Source organism: Aliarcobacter vitoriensis, assembly GCF_003316695.1.
Classification (GTDB): Bacteria; Campylobacterota; Campylobacteria; order Campylobacterales; family Arcobacteraceae; genus Aliarcobacter; species Aliarcobacter vitoriensis.
Map to the genome: position 1 here is coordinate 45,756 of NZ_PDKB01000013.1, position 17,786 is coordinate 63,541.

At 27.1% G+C, this 17,786-nt stretch carries 17 protein-coding genes; 15 read left to right on the forward strand and 2 right to left on the reverse strand.

Annotated features, from left to right (window positions below; all coding sequences use genetic code 11):
* Positions 1-47: 47 nt before the first annotated feature.
* Both hutX and CRU91_RS08170 read right to left on the reverse strand, forming a co-directional pair.
* The gene (gene hutX, locus CRU91_RS08165; protein ID WP_113894738.1) at positions 48-443 is read right to left on the reverse strand and encodes a heme utilization cystosolic carrier protein HutX; all 396 of its coding nucleotides are present in this window, start codon (positions 441-443) and stop codon (positions 48-50) included.
* An 11-nt stretch (positions 444-454) separates the two neighbouring features.
* Entirely contained in the window at positions 455-2,218 is a 1,764-nt protein-coding gene (locus CRU91_RS08170; protein ID WP_113894739.1) for an ABC transporter ATP-binding protein, read from the reverse strand.
* A 226-nt stretch (positions 2,219-2,444) separates the two neighbouring features.
* On the opposite strand from CRU91_RS08170, the gene CRU91_RS08175 reads away from it, so the two are divergent.
* From CRU91_RS08175 to CRU91_RS08245, 15 genes are all read left to right on the forward strand, one after another.
* Positions 2,445-3,386 (forward strand): helix-turn-helix domain-containing protein, encoded by a 942-nt coding sequence (locus CRU91_RS08175; protein ID WP_113894740.1) that lies wholly within the window; start codon positions 2,445-2,447, stop codon positions 3,384-3,386.
* Positions 3,387-3,482: 96 nt separating this feature from the next.
* A complete protein-coding gene (locus CRU91_RS08180; protein WP_113894741.1) occupies positions 3,483-4,040 on the forward strand; it encodes a HugZ family pyridoxamine 5'-phosphate oxidase in 558 nt (185 codons plus the stop codon).
* A complete protein-coding gene (locus CRU91_RS08185) occupies positions 4,033-4,863 on the forward strand; it encodes a heme/hemin ABC transporter substrate-binding protein (protein ID WP_113894742.1) in 831 nt (276 codons plus the stop codon). The genes CRU91_RS08180 and CRU91_RS08185 overlap by 8 nt, the downstream gene beginning before the upstream one ends.
* Positions 4,864-4,865: 2 nt before the next feature.
* Positions 4,866-5,894, forward strand: a complete 1,029-nt coding sequence (locus CRU91_RS08190; protein ID WP_113894743.1) for a FecCD family ABC transporter permease — start codon at positions 4,866-4,868, stop codon at positions 5,892-5,894.
* An 8-nt stretch (positions 5,895-5,902) separates the two neighbouring features.
* Positions 5,903-6,679 (forward strand): ABC transporter ATP-binding protein, encoded by a 777-nt coding sequence (locus CRU91_RS08195; RefSeq protein WP_113894744.1) that lies wholly within the window; start codon positions 5,903-5,905, stop codon positions 6,677-6,679.
* 147 nt (positions 6,680-6,826) lie between these two features.
* Complete coding sequence (locus tag CRU91_RS08200) at positions 6,827-8,770, forward strand: TonB-dependent receptor plug domain-containing protein (protein ID WP_113894745.1); 1,944 nt, start codon at positions 6,827-6,829, stop codon at positions 8,768-8,770.
* A gap of 192 nt (positions 8,771-8,962) precedes the next feature.
* Positions 8,963-10,882 (forward strand): TonB-dependent receptor plug domain-containing protein, encoded by a 1,920-nt coding sequence (locus CRU91_RS08205; protein WP_113894746.1) that lies wholly within the window; start codon positions 8,963-8,965, stop codon positions 10,880-10,882.
* 25 nt (positions 10,883-10,907) lie between these two features.
* Entirely contained in the window at positions 10,908-11,204 is a 297-nt protein-coding gene (locus CRU91_RS08210) for a hypothetical protein (RefSeq protein ID WP_146951607.1), read from the forward strand.
* A 9-nt stretch (positions 11,205-11,213) separates the two neighbouring features.
* Positions 11,214-12,134, forward strand: a complete 921-nt coding sequence (locus CRU91_RS08215; protein WP_113894748.1) for a ChaN family lipoprotein — start codon at positions 11,214-11,216, stop codon at positions 12,132-12,134.
* Positions 12,135-12,273: 139 nt separating this feature from the next.
* Positions 12,274-14,088 (forward strand): translational GTPase TypA, encoded by a 1,815-nt coding sequence (gene typA / locus CRU91_RS08220; protein ID WP_113894749.1) that lies wholly within the window; start codon positions 12,274-12,276, stop codon positions 14,086-14,088.
* Between the two features lie 105 nt (positions 14,089-14,193).
* Positions 14,194-14,652 carry an RrF2 family transcriptional regulator gene (locus CRU91_RS08225; protein ID WP_113894750.1) on the forward strand — a complete coding sequence of 153 codons (459 nt, stop codon included), beginning with the start codon at positions 14,194-14,196 and terminating at the stop codon, positions 14,650-14,652.
* A gap of 126 nt (positions 14,653-14,778) precedes the next feature.
* Positions 14,779-15,612, forward strand: a complete 834-nt coding sequence (locus CRU91_RS08230; RefSeq protein ID WP_113894751.1) for a cysteine ABC transporter substrate-binding protein — start codon at positions 14,779-14,781, stop codon at positions 15,610-15,612.
* Positions 15,613-15,617: 5 nt separating this feature from the next.
* Positions 15,618-16,277 carry an amino acid ABC transporter permease gene (locus CRU91_RS08235; protein WP_113894752.1) on the forward strand — a complete coding sequence of 220 codons (660 nt, stop codon included), beginning with the start codon at positions 15,618-15,620 and terminating at the stop codon, positions 16,275-16,277.
* A complete protein-coding gene (locus CRU91_RS08240; protein ID WP_113894753.1) occupies positions 16,258-16,935 on the forward strand; it encodes an amino acid ABC transporter permease in 678 nt (225 codons plus the stop codon). Before CRU91_RS08235 ends, CRU91_RS08240 begins: the two co-directional genes overlap by 20 nt.
* 6 nt (positions 16,936-16,941) lie before the next feature.
* On the forward strand, positions 16,942-17,682 hold the full coding sequence (locus CRU91_RS08245) for an amino acid ABC transporter ATP-binding protein (protein ID WP_113894754.1): 741 nt from the start codon (positions 16,942-16,944) through the stop codon (positions 17,680-17,682).
* Positions 17,683-17,786 lie beyond the last annotated feature (104 nt).

Sequence of the window (17,786 nt, forward strand, 5' to 3'; positions counted from 1 at the left end):
AAAGCTAAAAAGGTAAAATATTTTTACCTTTTATACTTTATGTTAGATTAAATCCTATCTCTTAAATTCTCAAATTTTTGAACTTGCTCTTTTAATAATTCACCATTTCCATCTCTAGTTACAAATATCTTAAAAATATCTTCATCTTGTGAACTAAAAACTACACTATGAGAGAGTTTTCCTCTAAGTATTTTTGATACAAAAGATATAGTTTGTATATCACTTACTTTTAAATGTCCTGAAATAGAGCTATTTTTTGAATCAAAATTATAGTAACCATGACCATAAGTTCCTGTTGGCATATTATCTTTTATCTCTATTACAAAAGATGGTGTAATTTTTATCATTAAAATCTTACCCCAAGTTGAGATATCTTCTATTATTTCATCAAACTTACTTGCTTCGACTTCTTTTATTATCTCATTTTCTACTATTTTTTCCATTTGTACTCCTTTTAAATTAATTGATTTTTGACAAATTCAAGATAGTGTCCTTCTTGTTGTTCTAATTCATTATGGTTGCCGCTTTGAACAATTTTACCATCATCTAAAACATAGATTTTATTTGCATTCTTAACTGTACTTAATCTATGAGCTATGGTGATAACAGTTTTATATTTCAAGATATCTTCTAAATCACAAAATAATTTTGACTCTGTTTGAACATCTAAAGCTGAAGTTGATTCATCAAAAATTACAACACTTGGATTTGCTATAATCATCCTCGCAATAGACAATCTTTGTCGTTGTCCTCCACTAAGTCTTACTCCATTTTTTCCAACAAGAGTATCAAGACCATTTTCTAAACTATAAACAACATCTGTTAATTGTGCTATTTTTAAAGCTTTATAAATATCTTCATCGTTTATATTTTCATCACCCATAGTTATATTAAATCGTAAGGTATTATTAAATAACATTGGCATTTGTAATACCAAAAAGATCTCATTTCTTAGACATTGTTTGTCTAACTCTTCTATTTTTATATTGTTATATTTTATTGTTCCATTTGTTTTTGTATAAAATCCAGCAATTATTTGAGCTAAAGTAGTTTTTCCACTTCCACTTGCACCTATTAGAGCTACTTTTTCTCCATATTTGATATTTATATTTATATCTTTTAAAACTTCTTTAGTTTTATTGTATGAAAAACTAACATTTTTTAAATCAATATTTAAACCTTTTTTTTCAAAACATTTATTTCCATTTGGTTCTTTTTGAAGTGCTAAAATCTTGTTTATTCTTCCAATAGCTGCCATTGCTGTCATATATGAATATTGCATTGAGAGTATTTCTTGAACAGGAGTCATAATAAACCAGATATATCCAAACATAGCAAACATCATACCAATAGATAAATCACTATAAGCTACCATTACAAGCCCAGCAGCTCTTAAAACTTCAAAAACTATTAAAAATAGCGTAAAAGAAAATCTTTCATAAGCTACACTTTTGTAATTAAATTTATTTGAAGTTATTTGAATATTTTTTGCCTTGCTTATTGCATTATTAAAAAAATATTCCTCTTTATTACTAGCTTTTATTTGAGAAAATAGGTCTAAAGATTCTCCAACATCATTTTGAAAATCTGATATAGCTTCATTTTCTTCTTTTTTTAGTGTTCCAGTTTTTTTTGCAATATTTCTTGAAAGAAACATAATAAATGGTTGAACAACTATGATTAAAATCCCTAAAATTGGATGAATAGCAATGATTACAACACCAACAGCTATTAAAGTTAAGATTGAAGTTACAAGTTTACTAGCAACTGACATTATAAAACTATCTAAAGTATTTACATCTGTTATCAAATTTGCTGTGACTGCTCCACTTCCTAAACTTTCATATTCATTCATAGATACAGACTTAAGATGTTTTAAAAGTTTTTCTCTTATTTTAAATGTTACAAATTTTGCAATATTTGTAAATATTTTTGTGATAAGTACAGAAAATATATAGTGAAAAGCTCTTAAAAAAACTACTGCTAAAGTAACTATAAGAATATATTTAAAAGCATTTTGATTTCCAAAAAAGGCATTTATATTTTCTACAAAAAAACTAGGCTTATCTAAAAGCACTTCATCAACAAGTGCTGGAAGCATCAAAGGTATAGGAACACTTATTAATATTGCAATAATTGTTATAATTTGCCCGATTATTAAAAGTTTTTTTTTCTCTAAAAGTAAATTCCAAATATATTTTAAATCAATTCTATTCATAAAAATCCTGTAAATTTTTTGAAATTTTAGTATAAAGATAGTTTATTCAAAATGAAAATAATAGGTTAGATTTTATAAAAATATACATTTTAAACTATTTTTAAGCTTGTTCTGAAACAAAATATAAGAAAAATGAATTTTTTTGTATGTAAATAATCAAGTTTTAAAAATATATAAACTAAAATCCAAATACAATTTGTTTTAATAATTGTTATTAAGGAAAATAATGACTAATCTATCAAGATCAAAACTCTATGAAGTAGGTAGAGTTATATTAAAAGAAGAAAGAAGTAAATATTTTGTAAAGCAAGTAGCAAGAGTAAATAATCAATATATAAATTTAAATATTGTAAATGCAATGATTGAAGATAATATATACTTGAATATTGTGGATAACGAGATAAAACAGTCTCATATTCAAAAGCTTAGAAGTAAAAAAGAGTCTTTTCAAATAAGAATAATTCTTCAAGGTAATTTAGAAAAATTAGATCAATCTACAAATGAAAAAAGAGTTTATAGTGAAAATGAAATAAGTGTTGAGTATAAAAAAGATATTGAAGAATCTTTACTAAATAAACAAGGTGAACATATAAAATATATTTGTATAACTTTAGATGAAAATTATTTAAAAGAGAATGGCTATATTACGGATATGTTTAAAGAAGATTTTTATAAAAAATTTTATGAACCAGATTTAAAAAATAAATTTTTAGAAGTTTTTAGTAGAGAATATACTAGTGGTATGGATAAAATTTATTTAAAAAATAAAACTATGGAAGTGATACTTTATGTTTTTGAAGAACTTAAAAAAGATGTAATTAAAATAGATAAATTAAATGATGAAGATATAAAGAGAGTAAAAAAAGCAAAAACATATATTGAAGAGTGTTTTTATGAAAATATTACTATTCCATTATTGTCAAAAAAAGTAGCATTAAATCAAACAAAATTAAAAAAAGGATTTAAAGAGCTTTTTACAAAGACAATTCATGAATATTTAAAAGATTTAAGGTTAGAGAAAGCTGTAAAATATTTAAAAGAAAATAGATATTCTGTTAAAGAGGTTTCCTTAATGGTTGGATATACAAATCAAGGAAGTTTTTCGTATGCCTTTTCTAGCAAATATAATACAAAACCAAAAGATGTTCAAAAAAAATCTGATTTGTGAAAAAAATGTTCGAATTTCGATAAGACAATATTGATATTTATTCCTAACTTTAATATAATTCTTTTGAAATTTTAATTTATTTGAAAAGGATTATTTATGGAAAATATGCCACAAACAGCAAGTTTAGAAAAAGCTCAAGAGAAATTAGATATTTTTTTAGACAATATAAAAACAGTTATATTATCAACTGTTAGTTCAGATGGAGAACCATTTGCTAGTCATTCACCATTTGTTCAAGATGAAGATGGAAATTTTTATGTATTTATAAGCACATCAGTTCAACACTCTCATAATATGTACAATACTGGAAAAGCACATATTCTTTTTTTAGAAGATGAAAGTCTTACAAAACATATTTATGCGAGAAGAAGATTGTATTTTAGAGCTCATGCAGAGAAATTTGATGAAAATGATGAAAGAACTGAGAAAATAGCACAACTTTTTGAAGAAAGATTTGGAAAACAAGCATCGTTAGTTAGAAGTATGCCATCTTCAAGATTTTATAAATTATCTCCTTATGATGGAAATTTTGTTATTGGATTTGGAGCAGCTTACAAGCTTGATGATACAAATAAAAAAGTTAAAGAACTTAATACTATGAATGGAAATGCTCATGGAGATACTCATGAATTAGGGTTAAAAAAAGATGCATAATATAATAAAAATATCTTTGGTCTTTGCTCTTGCTACAACTTATTCTTATGCTTCAAAAATAGTAAGTGTTGGTGGAAGTATCACAGAAACTATTGTTGAGTTAGGACATGCTGATAAATTAATTGGAGTTGATTTATCAAGTGCTTATCCAAAAGAGATTACTTCAAAATTGCCAAATGTTGGATATTGGTTAAATCTTCCACAAGAAGGAATTTTATCTTTAAAACCAGAAGTTGTTATTACAAGTAGTCAAGCAGGACCAAAAAAACTTATAGATAGCCTTCCAAACTATGGAATAAAAACTTATGTTGTAGAAGATAATCCTACAATAGAATCTGCAAAAAATAAGATAAGACAAATTGGTGAGATTTTGGGTGAAAAGGAAAAAGCTTCAAATATTATAGAAAGAATTGAAAGTAATGTTTCAAAAATGCAAGAAGAGATAAAAGATAAAAAAAAACCAAAAGTTCTATTTTTATTCTCAAGAGGTGAGGGCACTATAATGGCTGCTGGAACTGAAACAAAAGCAGGATATATGATAAATATTGCGGGTGGAGAAAATGTAATTGATTTTAAACAATATACACAAATATCACCAGAATCTATTTTAAAGATGAATCCAGATGTTATTATAACTTCAAATCATACTGGTGAAACAGGTTTAGATAAAAATATTGTTGCTTCAACAAATGCTGGAAAAAACAACCAACTTTATACTATGGATATGCTTTTAATATCAGGGTTTACTGTAAGAGTTGATAGTGCTTTGCAAGAACTATCTTGTATGTTTAACAATAATAAACTCTCATATTGTAGTAGATAAAAATGTTTTTACATAAAAAAACTATTATTTGGGTTTTTGTAGTTTTAACTTTTTTATCTATGGTTATAAATACGACTTTAGGAGCATTTAGTATCTCATTTAAAGAGATACTAAATACTATATTAAATCCATCAGAAAATACTATTTTTTATCAAGTTTTAGTTGATATTAGGTTGCCAAGAATTTTTTTAGCTATTTTAATAGGAATTGCTTTTGGAATATCTGGTGCTATGATGCAAACTTTATTTAAAAATCCACTTGCTGATCCATCGCTGATTGGAGTATCTGCAGGTGCTAGTGCAGGAGTTGTAATATTTATGTTAATTGGTAGTTATTTACCATTTGTACTTACAACTGGATTTTTATCTTATCTTTCGCTTCCACTAAGTGCTTTTTTAGGTGCAGTTATTACTATTTTAGCTATATATAAACTAGCAACTATTTACAATAAAGTAGCTATTACAGTTATGCTTTTAGCTGGAATTGCTATAAATGCTATGCTTGGAGCATTGGTTGGACTTTTTACTTATGTAAGTTCTGAAGAAGAACTAAAAAGTTTTACTTTTTGGACTATGGGAAGTTTAGCAAATGGTGATATGAAAGTTATCTTAACACTTCTTCCTGTTGTTATAATCACATTTTTATTTGCTATAAGTAAGAAAACAGAATTAAATCTTATGCTTTTAGGTGAAGATGAGGCTAAAAATTCTGGAGTAAACTCTGAATTACTAAAAAAATTAATTATCCTTTTTGTATCTTTAGCTATTGGTGTAAGTGTAGCGTTTTGTGGAATTATTGGATTTATAGGGCTTGTTGTACCACATATCGCAAGAATCTTGGTTGGGTCTAATCATAAATATTATTTACCTCTTAGTGCGATTTTGGGAGCATTTATCCTTTTATGGGCAGATTGTTTAGCAAGGATGATAATTTCTCCAGCAGAACTCCCAATAGGAATAATAACTGCACTTTTAGGAGCACCATTTTTCTTATGGCTCTTAATCAAAAATAGACAAAGTACTATGAACTAAGGATAAAAATGTATAAAATAAAAAATCTTAACTTTTCAATCCAGAAAAGAGATATATTAAATGATATAAATCTTGAAATAAAAACAGATACTTTTTTATCTATTGTTGGTCCAAATGGTTGTGGAAAATCTACTTTGATTAAAAGTATAAATAGAAATTTAGATATTCAAAGTGGAACTATCACTTTAAATGATAAGAATATTGAAGATTTTAGTGATAAAGAGTTGGCTTTAAAGCGTTCAGTTTTAAATCAAGCTTTCTTTTTCCCATATAATTTTAAAGCTATTGAGATTGTAGAAATGGGGCTTTATGCTTATGAATTAAATACAAAAGAGAAAAAAGAGATTTTAGAATATATAGTTTCTAAACTAAATTTAGAACCTTTAAAGGATAAGAATTACTCAAATCTATCAGGTGGAGAGAAACAAAAAATCCAATTTGCAAGAGTTATAGTACAACTTTATGCTAGTCGTGAAAAAGAGAAATATCTATTTTTAGACGAACCAACACTAAATTTGGATATCTTTTACCAATATAAAATATTGGATTTGACAAAAGAACTTCAAAAAGATTTAAAAATAGGAGTTTGTGCAGTTTTACATGATATAAATCAAGCTTATTTGTACTCTGATGAAATTGTGATGATGAAAGATGGAGAGATAAAATATTTTGGAAAAACAGATGATATTTTAACTTACGAAAATATTTATGATGTTTTTAAAGTAGAAAGTGAATTTGTATACTCAAAAAAGCTTCAAAGAAATATACTTATTACAACTATTTAGTAATTTAGCACTATTTTACAGTGCTAAATCTTTTTAAAAACAATAAAAACCCAATTTGTGAAAAAAGAGTTCCAAATTACAAAAATCAATTATTAATATTTACTATTATTATGGTTATAATTCAAGAAAATTTTAAAAAGGAATACTATGTACAAAAATAGCTTATTTGCAAGTTTGGCTTTGGCAATTGTATCATCAACTGCTTTTGCACAAAGCGATACAACACTTGAATCAAGTAATGAAACAAAAAGGTTAGATGAAATCTTTGTTAGTACAAAAACAGATAAAACACAAGAAGATATATCAGCTTCTGTTACAGTAATAACAGCACAAGATATAGAAAAATTAAATGCTACTGATATTAAAGATGTTTTACTGAAATCAGCTGGTATGGTAGAAATTGGTGGAGCAATGGGAAATGGAGGGACTTTTGTATCAATAAGAGGTACAAGAGAAACAGATACTCTTTTTTTAATTGATGGAAAAAGAGCTAATAATACAGCTGGTTATATAGAATCAAGTAATTTCCAATACAATATGGTTCCACTAGATGCCATTGAAAGAATAGAGATTATAAAAGGTGCAAAAAGTTCTATTTATGGTTCTGATGCAATGGGTGGAGTTGTAAATATTATTACTAAAAAAGACAAAAGAGCATTATATGGTTCTATTGATGTTAAAGCTGGAAATTCTTCAGCAGAAAATGGTGTAGATAAACAAAGTTATAGTGCAAATATAGGTGGAAATATATCTGAAAAATTATATATGTTTTTAGATGTAAATAAAACAAATAGAGATGCAACGGGAAATAGTAATGGTACATTTCTTGAAGGTTTAGACTCGACAAGTGGAATTACAAAATTAAGATATGATATTGATGATACACAAAATATTTATGCTTCATATATAAAAGGTGTTGATAAAAGAGAAGATTATAATGGTCCACAAACTTATAAAGTAGAAAGAGATATTTATACTTTTGGATATGAAAAAGTTTTTGATAAATTTGGTGTTGGTTTAGATTATACAAAAGCAAAAACTGATACAAAAGTTAGTTCTAGTGTATTTAATGGTACTCACGATCTTGAAACTGATACTTTGAAAGCTGAAGCAAAAATATCAGCAATAGATTATAACTATATAGTTTTAGGAGCAGAAGCGACAAAAGAAGAGTATTCGAGAAATGGTATGAATCTTAGTCAAAATTTTGATAGAAAAATATATAACTATTATATTCAAGATGAGATAGATTTAGGAGATTTTATATTTACTCTTGGAGCAAATCTTGATGATAATGATAAATATGGTACACAATGGTCACCAAATGCAGGTACCGTATATAAAATAGATGATAAACAAAGATTAAAACTAAATTATAGTGAAGGTTTTAAAGCTCCAACATTAAAACAAGGTGATGGTGGCTATGTATTTAATGAAAGACCTATTCCTATAATGAATGTAATTATTTTAGGAAATGATGATTTAAAACCCGAAACTTCAAAATCTTATGAACTAGCTTATGAATTTTATGGGGAAGATACTACATTTAAAGCAGCACTTTTCAGAACAGATTTAAAAGATATGATAGAAACAAGAAATATAAGTACTCAAAGAACAGTTATTCCAGGATTTCCTCCTAAAATATCTATTGTAAGTACAAACCAATATTCAAATATAGAAAAAGCTAATATAAAAGGGTTTGAAACGGATTTAAAATATGATTTCAATGAAAATCATACTTTAAATGCAAACTATACTTTTCTTAAAACAGAAGATGAAAGTACAAATGAAGAGTTAGAGTATAGACCAAAACATACATTTAATTTAGGATTGAGTTCAGATTTCGCTTGGGGTATATCTTCTTATTTAAGTGCCAATTATATAGGAACACAATATTATACTGATTCAAATAATACAACAAATAAATCTTCAGGATATGCAATCTTCAATGCACAAATTTCTAAAAAAATCACAAATGATTTAACTGTAAGAATAGGTGTTAATAATATAGGTGATAAAAAATTTGACGATGGCGAGCCTTATTATCTTGAAAGACGATTGGCTTATGTAGGATTGAATTACAAATTTTAATTTTAAATAACTCTTGTAGTTTTAATTTTTATGACTATAAGAGTTTATTTTTCTTCTAAAACTTACTGATAAATTTTAAAAAAGATTAAAAATTCCAATTTATGAAAAAAGAGTTCCAAATCATAAAATATAGCATTGATATTTACTATTAATACATATATAATCCAATAAAAAATTTATAAAGGAAATATTATGTACAAAAAAAGTTTATTTGCAAGTTTAGCTCTTGCTATGGTTTCATCAAATGCTTTAGCACAAGCTAATGTTGAAACAAAAAAGCTTGATGATTTGGTTATAACTACATCAAAATCAAATAAATCTATAAAAGATACAAGTGGCGCAATTACTGTTATAAGTGCTGAAGATATAGCAAAAATAAATGCAACAAATCTTAAAGATATTTTAGTAAAAACTGCTGGGATAGTTGAAGTTGGTGGTTCAAATGGAATCAAAAGAGTTTCAATAAGAGGAACAAGACCAGTTGATGCACTTATTTTAGTTGATGGTAAAAAAACTAATCGTACTGGTACTTATGCAACTGCTGCTGATTTTGAATATTCACAAGTTCCTATTAGTATGATTGAAAGAATAGAGATTATAAAAGGACCAAAGAGTTCTATTTATGGTTCTGATGCAATGGGGGGAGTTGTAAATATTATTACAAAAAAAGACTATTCTAAAACAATCTGGGGTGATATAGATTTACAAGCAGGAGTATCTTCGGCTAAGAATGGTGGAGATGAACAAAACTTGAGTGCTAATATAGGTGGTAATATTTCAGATAAATTTTCATTTATGTTGGGTGTAAATAAATTTAATAGAGACGAAACTTATGGAGAAGGATATAGATGGGTTGGATTTTCTAAACCTAAAGTAGATGATGCTACATATATAGATGGTAGAGAAAGTACAAATGGGAATCTAAAACTAAAATATAATATCGATGATACTCAAAATATTTATGCTTCTTATTTAAAAGGAAAAGAAGATATCAAACAAAAAGCTAATGAAGATTATTATAGTGCAGATAGGGATGTTTGGAGTGTTGGCTATGAGAAGAATTTTGAAAAAGTATCTTTGAATTTGGATTATACAAATGCAAAAACAGATGCAAAAATTAAAGATGGATTATTCGCAAATCAAACTCATGAACTTAAAAATGATTATTTAAAAGGTGAAGCAAAAATATCTGCATTAAAAAATAATTATATTGTAATAGGTGCAGAAACAGCAAAAGAGAAATATTCAAGATATAGACCAACAACAAATATAACTGATCAACGATTTGAAATAAGAGCAAATTCTTACTATATTCAAGATGAGATAGAATTGGGAGATTTTATTTTTACTTTAGGAACAGTTCTTGATGATAATGAAAAATATGGTACTGAATTATCTCCAAATATTGGAGTTGTATATAAAATAGATGATAATCAAAGATTAAAAGCTAGTTATGGTGAAGGGTTTAAAGCCCCTGATGTTAAAATAGGAAGTAGCTCATATTTTGCAAATACAACTTGGGGAAATGATAATTTAAAGCCTGAAACTTCAAAATCTTATGAATTAGCTTATGAGTTTTATGGTGAGAATACTCTATTTAAAACAGCTTTATTTCAAAATAAAATAAATAATATGTTTGTTATTGAACAAAGAGTTATGCCAGGAAATCAACATCAATGGAGAAATGTTGATAAAGCTGATATTAAAGGTTTGGAAGCAGAAGTTGAATACTACATTACTGATAATCATATGTTAAATGCAAACTATACTTTACTTAAAACAGAAAATAAATCTGGTACAAATCAAGGTAAAGATATACAATATAGACCAAAAAACACAATTAATGTTGGTTTAAGTTCAGACTTTGATTATGGGATATCTTCATATTTAAGTGCGAATTATATAGGAACACAATATAAAAATGCAGATAATAGTGAAAAAATAAAGGCATATACAATAGCAAATGCACAAATCTCTAAGAAATTAACAAATGATTTAAGTGTAAGAGTAGGTGTAGATAATATTTTTGATAAGCATTTTGATGAAACAATAGATAATGCAGATTATCTAAAAAGAAGATTTGCTTATGTTGGTTTAAATTATAAATTTTAGTTATTAAATAAATAAAATGTTAATTTTGCATTTAATACTAGGATTTCTTGAACTTTATATTATAGTTAATATAAATAGAGTTAGGACGTATCATACTTTTTTTGTTTTAGCAGGATTATTTACACATGTATATTTTATGCGTAGTGATAATACATACAATGAATTTTCTTCTAATGAAATGATTTTTGTTATATTATATTTTATATATCTAATGTATTTAACAAAAAAAGTTATAGATACAAAAGAAAATGTATCAATAAAAATACCATTATTGATAGTTGCACTTATTATTTTAATAAATGCAATTTATTATATTTTATAAGGAAAAAAAATGTTAAGAATTTCAATAGCTTTTATAGCTACAATTTTTTTATTTACTGGTTGTGCAGAAAAAGTTGCTAAACCATTGACACATAATTTAGAAAAAAAAGAGGATATTTATTCTATAAAACAAGCAAAAAGTATCTCTATGCAAGAGCTTGTAGATGAGGTAGAACATTATCCAGTTATTTTTGTAGGTGACCATCATAATACACAAAAGACACATAAGTTTTTTGCAGATTTTATAAATGAATTGGGTAAAAAAGGTTACAACATAAGTCTAGCAAATGAGTGGTTTACTCCTACACAAGATGAGTTATTAAAAGAATATACAGATAATAAATTTGATACTGCTACATTTAAAGATAAAGTAGAGTGGGATAAATTTTCAAAGTACAAATGGGAATATGTATCGTCTTTGTATGAAGCAGTTAAGAACAATCAAGGAAGACTTTATGGTATGAATATCTCAAAAGATGATAGAGCAAAAATATCTTTAAAGCAGTTTGATAAAATGAATCAAGAAGAGAAAGATTTTTATAATAATTTAGATTTAGGAGTGACTGCTCATCAACAACTTGTTTACCCATATCTGCAACATTGTGATAAAATGCCATCTACAAGTCCAGAACCTTGTTTAGAAAGAACATATAGAGTTCAAGTTACTTGGGATACTTATATGGCACAAAATGTAGCAAAAATTGCAAAAGATGTTATAAAATCGCCAAAAGATAAACTTTTAGTTTTTGCAGGAGCTATGCATATAGAGCAAAATTTAGGAATCCCTTTGAGATTCTCAAGATTGAGTAATCTTCCATTTATCTCTATTTCAAATGAAAAAATAGATAAAGAACAAGATTTAAAGATAAATACAAATAAATCAGATATTGTTTATATTTATGAAACAGAAGAAGAAAATAAGAAAAAATAATGCTATTTTTTACTATAAGATTAAATTAAATAAATAAAACTAAGATAAAATGATTTTGTTTAACCATATTTTAAGCTATTATATATTTCTAAGTTTTTTTTAGATAGAATCCGCGAAAATTTTAAGAAAAAGAAGAAATATGAGAGATATTAGAAACATAGCAGTTATTGCTCACGTTGACCACGGAAAAACAACACTAGTGGACCAACTTTTAAAACAAAGTGGTACATTTTCAGCTCACCAAAATGTAGATGAAAGAGTTATGGATAGTAATGCTATTGAAAAAGAAAGAGGAATTACAATTCTTTCAAAAAATACAGCTATTGATTATGAAGGTGTAAGAATTAACATCATTGACACTCCAGGACACGCCGATTTTGGTGGAGAAGTTGAGAGGGTTTTAAAAATGGTTGATTCTGTTTTACTTCTTGTTGATGCACAAGAAGGAGTTATGCCACAAACAAAATTTGTTGTTAAAAAGGCACTATCTTTAGGACATAGACCAATCGTTGTTGTAAATAAAATAGATAAACCAGCAGCAGAGCCAGATAGAGTTGTTGATGAGGTATTTGACCTATTTGCTCAAATGGATGCAACAGAAGAACAATTAGAATTCCCAGTTATCTATGCAGCTGCAAGAGATGGTTATGCAAGATATGATGCAACTGATGGTAATATGGATTTTAAACCACTTTATGACACTATTTTAAAAGAAGTTCCAAAACCTAATGGCGCTGATGAAAATGGATTACAACTTCAAGTATTTACTCTTGATTATGATAATTTTATTGGAAAAATAGGAATTGCTAGAATTTTTAACGGTACAATTAGTCATGGTGAAACAGTACTTTTATGTAAAGCAGATGGAGAAAAAGTAAAAGGAAGAGTATCTAAACTTATTGGATTTAAAGGTCTTGATAGAATAGATATCAAAACAGCTGGTTCTGGTGATATTGTTGCAGTTGCTGGATTTGAAACTATCGATGTTGGAGATAGTTTATGTGACCCTACAAACCCAATGCCACTTGATCCTATGCATATTGAAGAACCAACTTTAAGTGTAACTTTTTCTGTAAATGATTCACCACTAGCTGGAACTGAAGGTAAATATGTAACTTCAAATAAAATTGATGAGAGATTAAAAGCTGAAATGAACACTAATATTGCTATGAATTATGAGCAAATTGGAGAAGGTAAATTTAAAGTAAATGGAAGAGGTGAACTTCAAATTACTATTTTAGCTGAAAATATGAGAAGAGAAGGTTTCGAGTTTTGTATTGGAAGACCTGAAGTTATTATTAGAGAAGAAAATGGTGTTAAAATGGAACCATTTGAACATCTTGTAATTGATACTCCAGATGAGCATAGTGGAGCTATTATTGAAAAATTAGGTAAAAGAAAAGCTGTTATGACAAATATGGTACCTATGGGAGAAGGATTTACAAGATTAGAGTTTGAAATTCCTGCTCGAGGACTTATTGGTATTAGAACAGAGTTTTTAACAGATACAAGAGGAGAAGGAGTTATGAATCACTCTTTCTTAGAATTTAGACCATATTCTGGAACTGTTGAAAGTAGAAAATATGGAGCTTTAGTTTCTATGGAAAATGGAGAAGCTCTTGCATACTCTATTTTTAACTTACAAGATAGAGGTGTTATGTTTGTAAAACCTCAAGATAAAGTTTATATTGGAATGGTAGTTGGACAACATGCAAAAGATAATGATTTAGATGTAAATCCTATAAAAGGGAAACAACAATCAAATGTAAGATCTAGTGGTGCTGATGAAGCTATTAAGCTTATCCCACCAAGAGTAATGTCTTTAGAAAATGCTTTAGAGTGGATTGAAGAAGATGAGTCTGTTGAAGTTACACCTATTTCTATTAGAGTTAGAAAAAGAGAACTAGATCCAACTGTTAGAAAAAGAACAGCGAAGAAAGAAAAAAATGCTTAATTTTATATATAACTATTAAAAAGGAAGAAACTTTTGTTTCTTCCTTTTTTTATCTTGACACAAAAATAAAAATCAATTATAATTTATCAATTAGGTAGGTGATAGATGAAAGTTTCAAAAAAAACAGATTATGCATTGAGAGCTTTATTTGCAATAGCAGAAGCAGACAATCTTATTTCAATTAGAGAATTGTCAGAATTAGTTGATGTTCCAAGAAGATTTTTAGAAAATATTATGCTTGAAATGAATAGAGCAGGTTGGGTAAAAAGTATTCCAGGACGTTATGGTGGATATGTTTTGGCAAAGGGTGCAGATGAGATAACGATGGGAGAAGTAATTCGATATTTTGAAGGTATGATTGCTATGATATCTTGTGTTTCAGTTTCTAATTATGAACCATGTAGTCAAGAGGGCAAATGCCATTTTAGAAGAGTATTTTTAAATATAAGAAATTTAACAGCACATATTTTGGACAAAACAACAATAGCGTCTTGTTTGGCTCAAGCACCTGTTACAAAAGAAGATATTTTAAAAGAAGAGTTTGTTGGTGGATTGGGAATTTGATTTATAATAAATATAATATTTTAATATATATGTTAAATTCTCTTGACAAAAAATGTTTTTATTAGTATTATTTCACCAATCTAGTAGATGATAGATTTTTATTAAAAAACAAAAAAAGGAAGAACAATGAAACAAATTTTTAAAAAATTACTTATTGCTCTAGCAATAGTTCCAGCTTTAGCATTAACTGTAAGTGCAAAAGAAAAAAATTCTATTGATATTATCAAAGAAAAAGGTAAAGTAAGAATTGGAGTATTTAGTGATAAAGCACCATTTGGTTATCTTGATAGCAATGGAAAACACCAAGGATTTGATATTGTTATTGCAAAAAGATTGACAAAAGAACTTTTAGGTGATGAAAATAAAGTTGAATTTATCAATCTTGAAGCAGCAAATAGAGTTGAGTATTTAGTTACAAATAAAGTAGATATTGTATTAGCAAACTTTACTGTAACACCTGAAAGAGCAAAAAAAGTTGATTTTGCAAATCCATATATGAAAGTTGCTATTGGTGTTGCATCGCCAGAAAAAAGCCCAATAAATAAAGTTGAAGATTTAAAAGGTAAGAAGCTTATAGTTACTAAAGGTACAACGGCTGATGTTTACTTTACAAAAAATCACTCTGATATTGCAACATTGAGTTTTGATCATAATTCTGAATCATTTGCTGCTTTAAAAGATGGAAGAGCAGATGCATTTACGCATGATAATACACTTCTTTTTGCATGGACAAAACAAAATCCAGGATTTGTTGTAGGAATTGATGCTTTAGGACCACAAGATACTATCGCACCAGCAGTTAAAAAAGGAAATACAGTTTTATTAAACTGGCTTAATGAAACTTTAGCAAAACTTGGTGAAGAGAAATTTATAGAAAATGCTTATAATGAAACTTTAAAACCTATATATGGTGATTCTGTAAATATTGAATCAGTTATTATAGAGGGTGGAAAAATATAATTTAGATGGATTTAGATTTTATTATAGAGGTTAGCCCTTTATTCCAACAAGCTTTATTGGTAACAATAAAGCTCTCTTTTATTGGTATATTTTTCTCATTAATTATAGGCTTAGTTTGTAATTTAATATTGGCTAGAGAGAATGTTTTTTTAAACTCCTTAGTCAATGCTTATATTGAAATATCAAGAAATACTCCTTTACTTATTCAGCTATTCTTTTTATATTATGGTTTACCAAAATTTGGTATAAAAATTGATGAGCAAGTTTGTGCAATTATTGGGCTTAGCTTTTTGGGTGGAAGTTATATGAGTGAAGCTTTAAGAGCAGGAATAGAAGCTGTACATAAAAACCAAATAGAAGCAGGATTAAGTCTTGGTATGAATAAGGCTCAACTTTTTAGATTTGTGATTTTACCACAAGCTTTGAGTATATCTATCCCATTACTGACTGCAAATGCAATATTTTTAGTAAAAGAGACTTCTGTTGTCGGAATAATAGCTGTTAAAGAGCTAGTAAGTTTGAGTAAAACACTAATTGGTGTTTATTATAATACCTATGAAACAATGTTTATGCTAGTTCTGTTTTATTTGATTATTCTTTTACCACTTTCATTTATTTTATCTTATATAGAAAGGAGAGTGCGATATGCAGAACATGGGAATTGAACTAATATTTCAAGGAAATAATCTTTTGCGAATATTAGAAGGTACTTTAAATACTATGTATATTGCATTTATTTCTATATTTTTAAGTTTAATATTTGGAGTTATTTTTGGGATAATTTATACTTCAAAAAATAAAATTATAAGATTTTTTTGTAGATTTTATTTAGAAGTTTTTAGAATTATTCCTATTCTTGTACTGCTTTTTTTGTTTTACTTTGTAGTTCCAAGTCTTTTTGATATTGATATAAGTGGTGAATTTGTAGCTATTTATGTTTTTGTTTTATGGGGAATTGCTGAAATTGGAGATATAACAAGAGGAGCTATGGAATCAATACCAAAACATAATAGTGATGTAGCTTTAGCTTTGGGATTTAATAAAGTACAGTTATATATTTTTGTTTTAATTCCTTTATCATTTAAAAGAGTTCTTCCTGGAGTTATAAATTTAACAACAAGAATGATAAAAACTACATCATTAGTTATAATGATAGGTGTTGTTGATGTAGTAAAAGTTGGACAACAAATAATAGAAAGTAATATTTTAAAAGTGCCTGATGCTGCTTTTTGGATATATGGATTTATATTTGTAATATATTTTATTATCTGTTATCCTTTATCAAAAGTTGCAAAAGTTTTAGAAAATAGATGGAATAAGTAGGAAATTATGGATAAATTGATAGAAATAAAAAACCTTGTAAAAAAATATGCAGATAAAACAGTTATAAATGGAATAGATTTATCTATACAAAAAGGTGAAGTCGTTGTTTTACTTGGACCTTCTGGATGTGGGAAAAGTACACTTTTAAGAACTATAAATGGCCTTGAAAATATACAAGGTGGAGAGATACTTTTCCATGGTAAAAATATCCATGATAAAAACTCTAATTGGATAGAAATAAGACAAAAAATAGGAATGGTTTTTCAAAATTATGAACTGTTTCCTCATTTAAATGTAATAGATAATATTTTATTGGCACCTTTAAAAGTTCAAAAAAGAGCTAAAGAGGAAGTTATGCTTCAAGCAGAAGAACTTTTAAAAAAAGTTGGTCTTGAAGATAGAAAATTTGCATATCCAAGAGAGTTATCAGGTGGTCAGAAACAAAGAATTGCAATAGTAAGAGCTTTGTGTATGAATCCTGAAGTTATGCTTTTTGATGAAGTTACAGCTTCGCTTGATCCTGAAATGGTAAGAGAAGTTTTAGATGTAATTTTAAATTTGGCAAAATCAGGAATGACTATGTTTATAGTAACTCATGAGATGGGATTTGCAAAATCTGTTGCAAATAGAATAGTATTTTTGGATAGTGGAAAAATTTGCGAGGAATCTGAACCAAAAGAGTTTTTTTCAAACCCAAAAACACAAAGAGCAAGAGAGTTTTTAAATATCTTTCAATTTGAAGATTAATTACATATTTTTAACTTTTCTTTTATAAGAGAAGTTTAAAAATATTTTAAAATAGTAGATATAAATAAGTATAGATTATTTAAATTATAAATAAAATATATTAT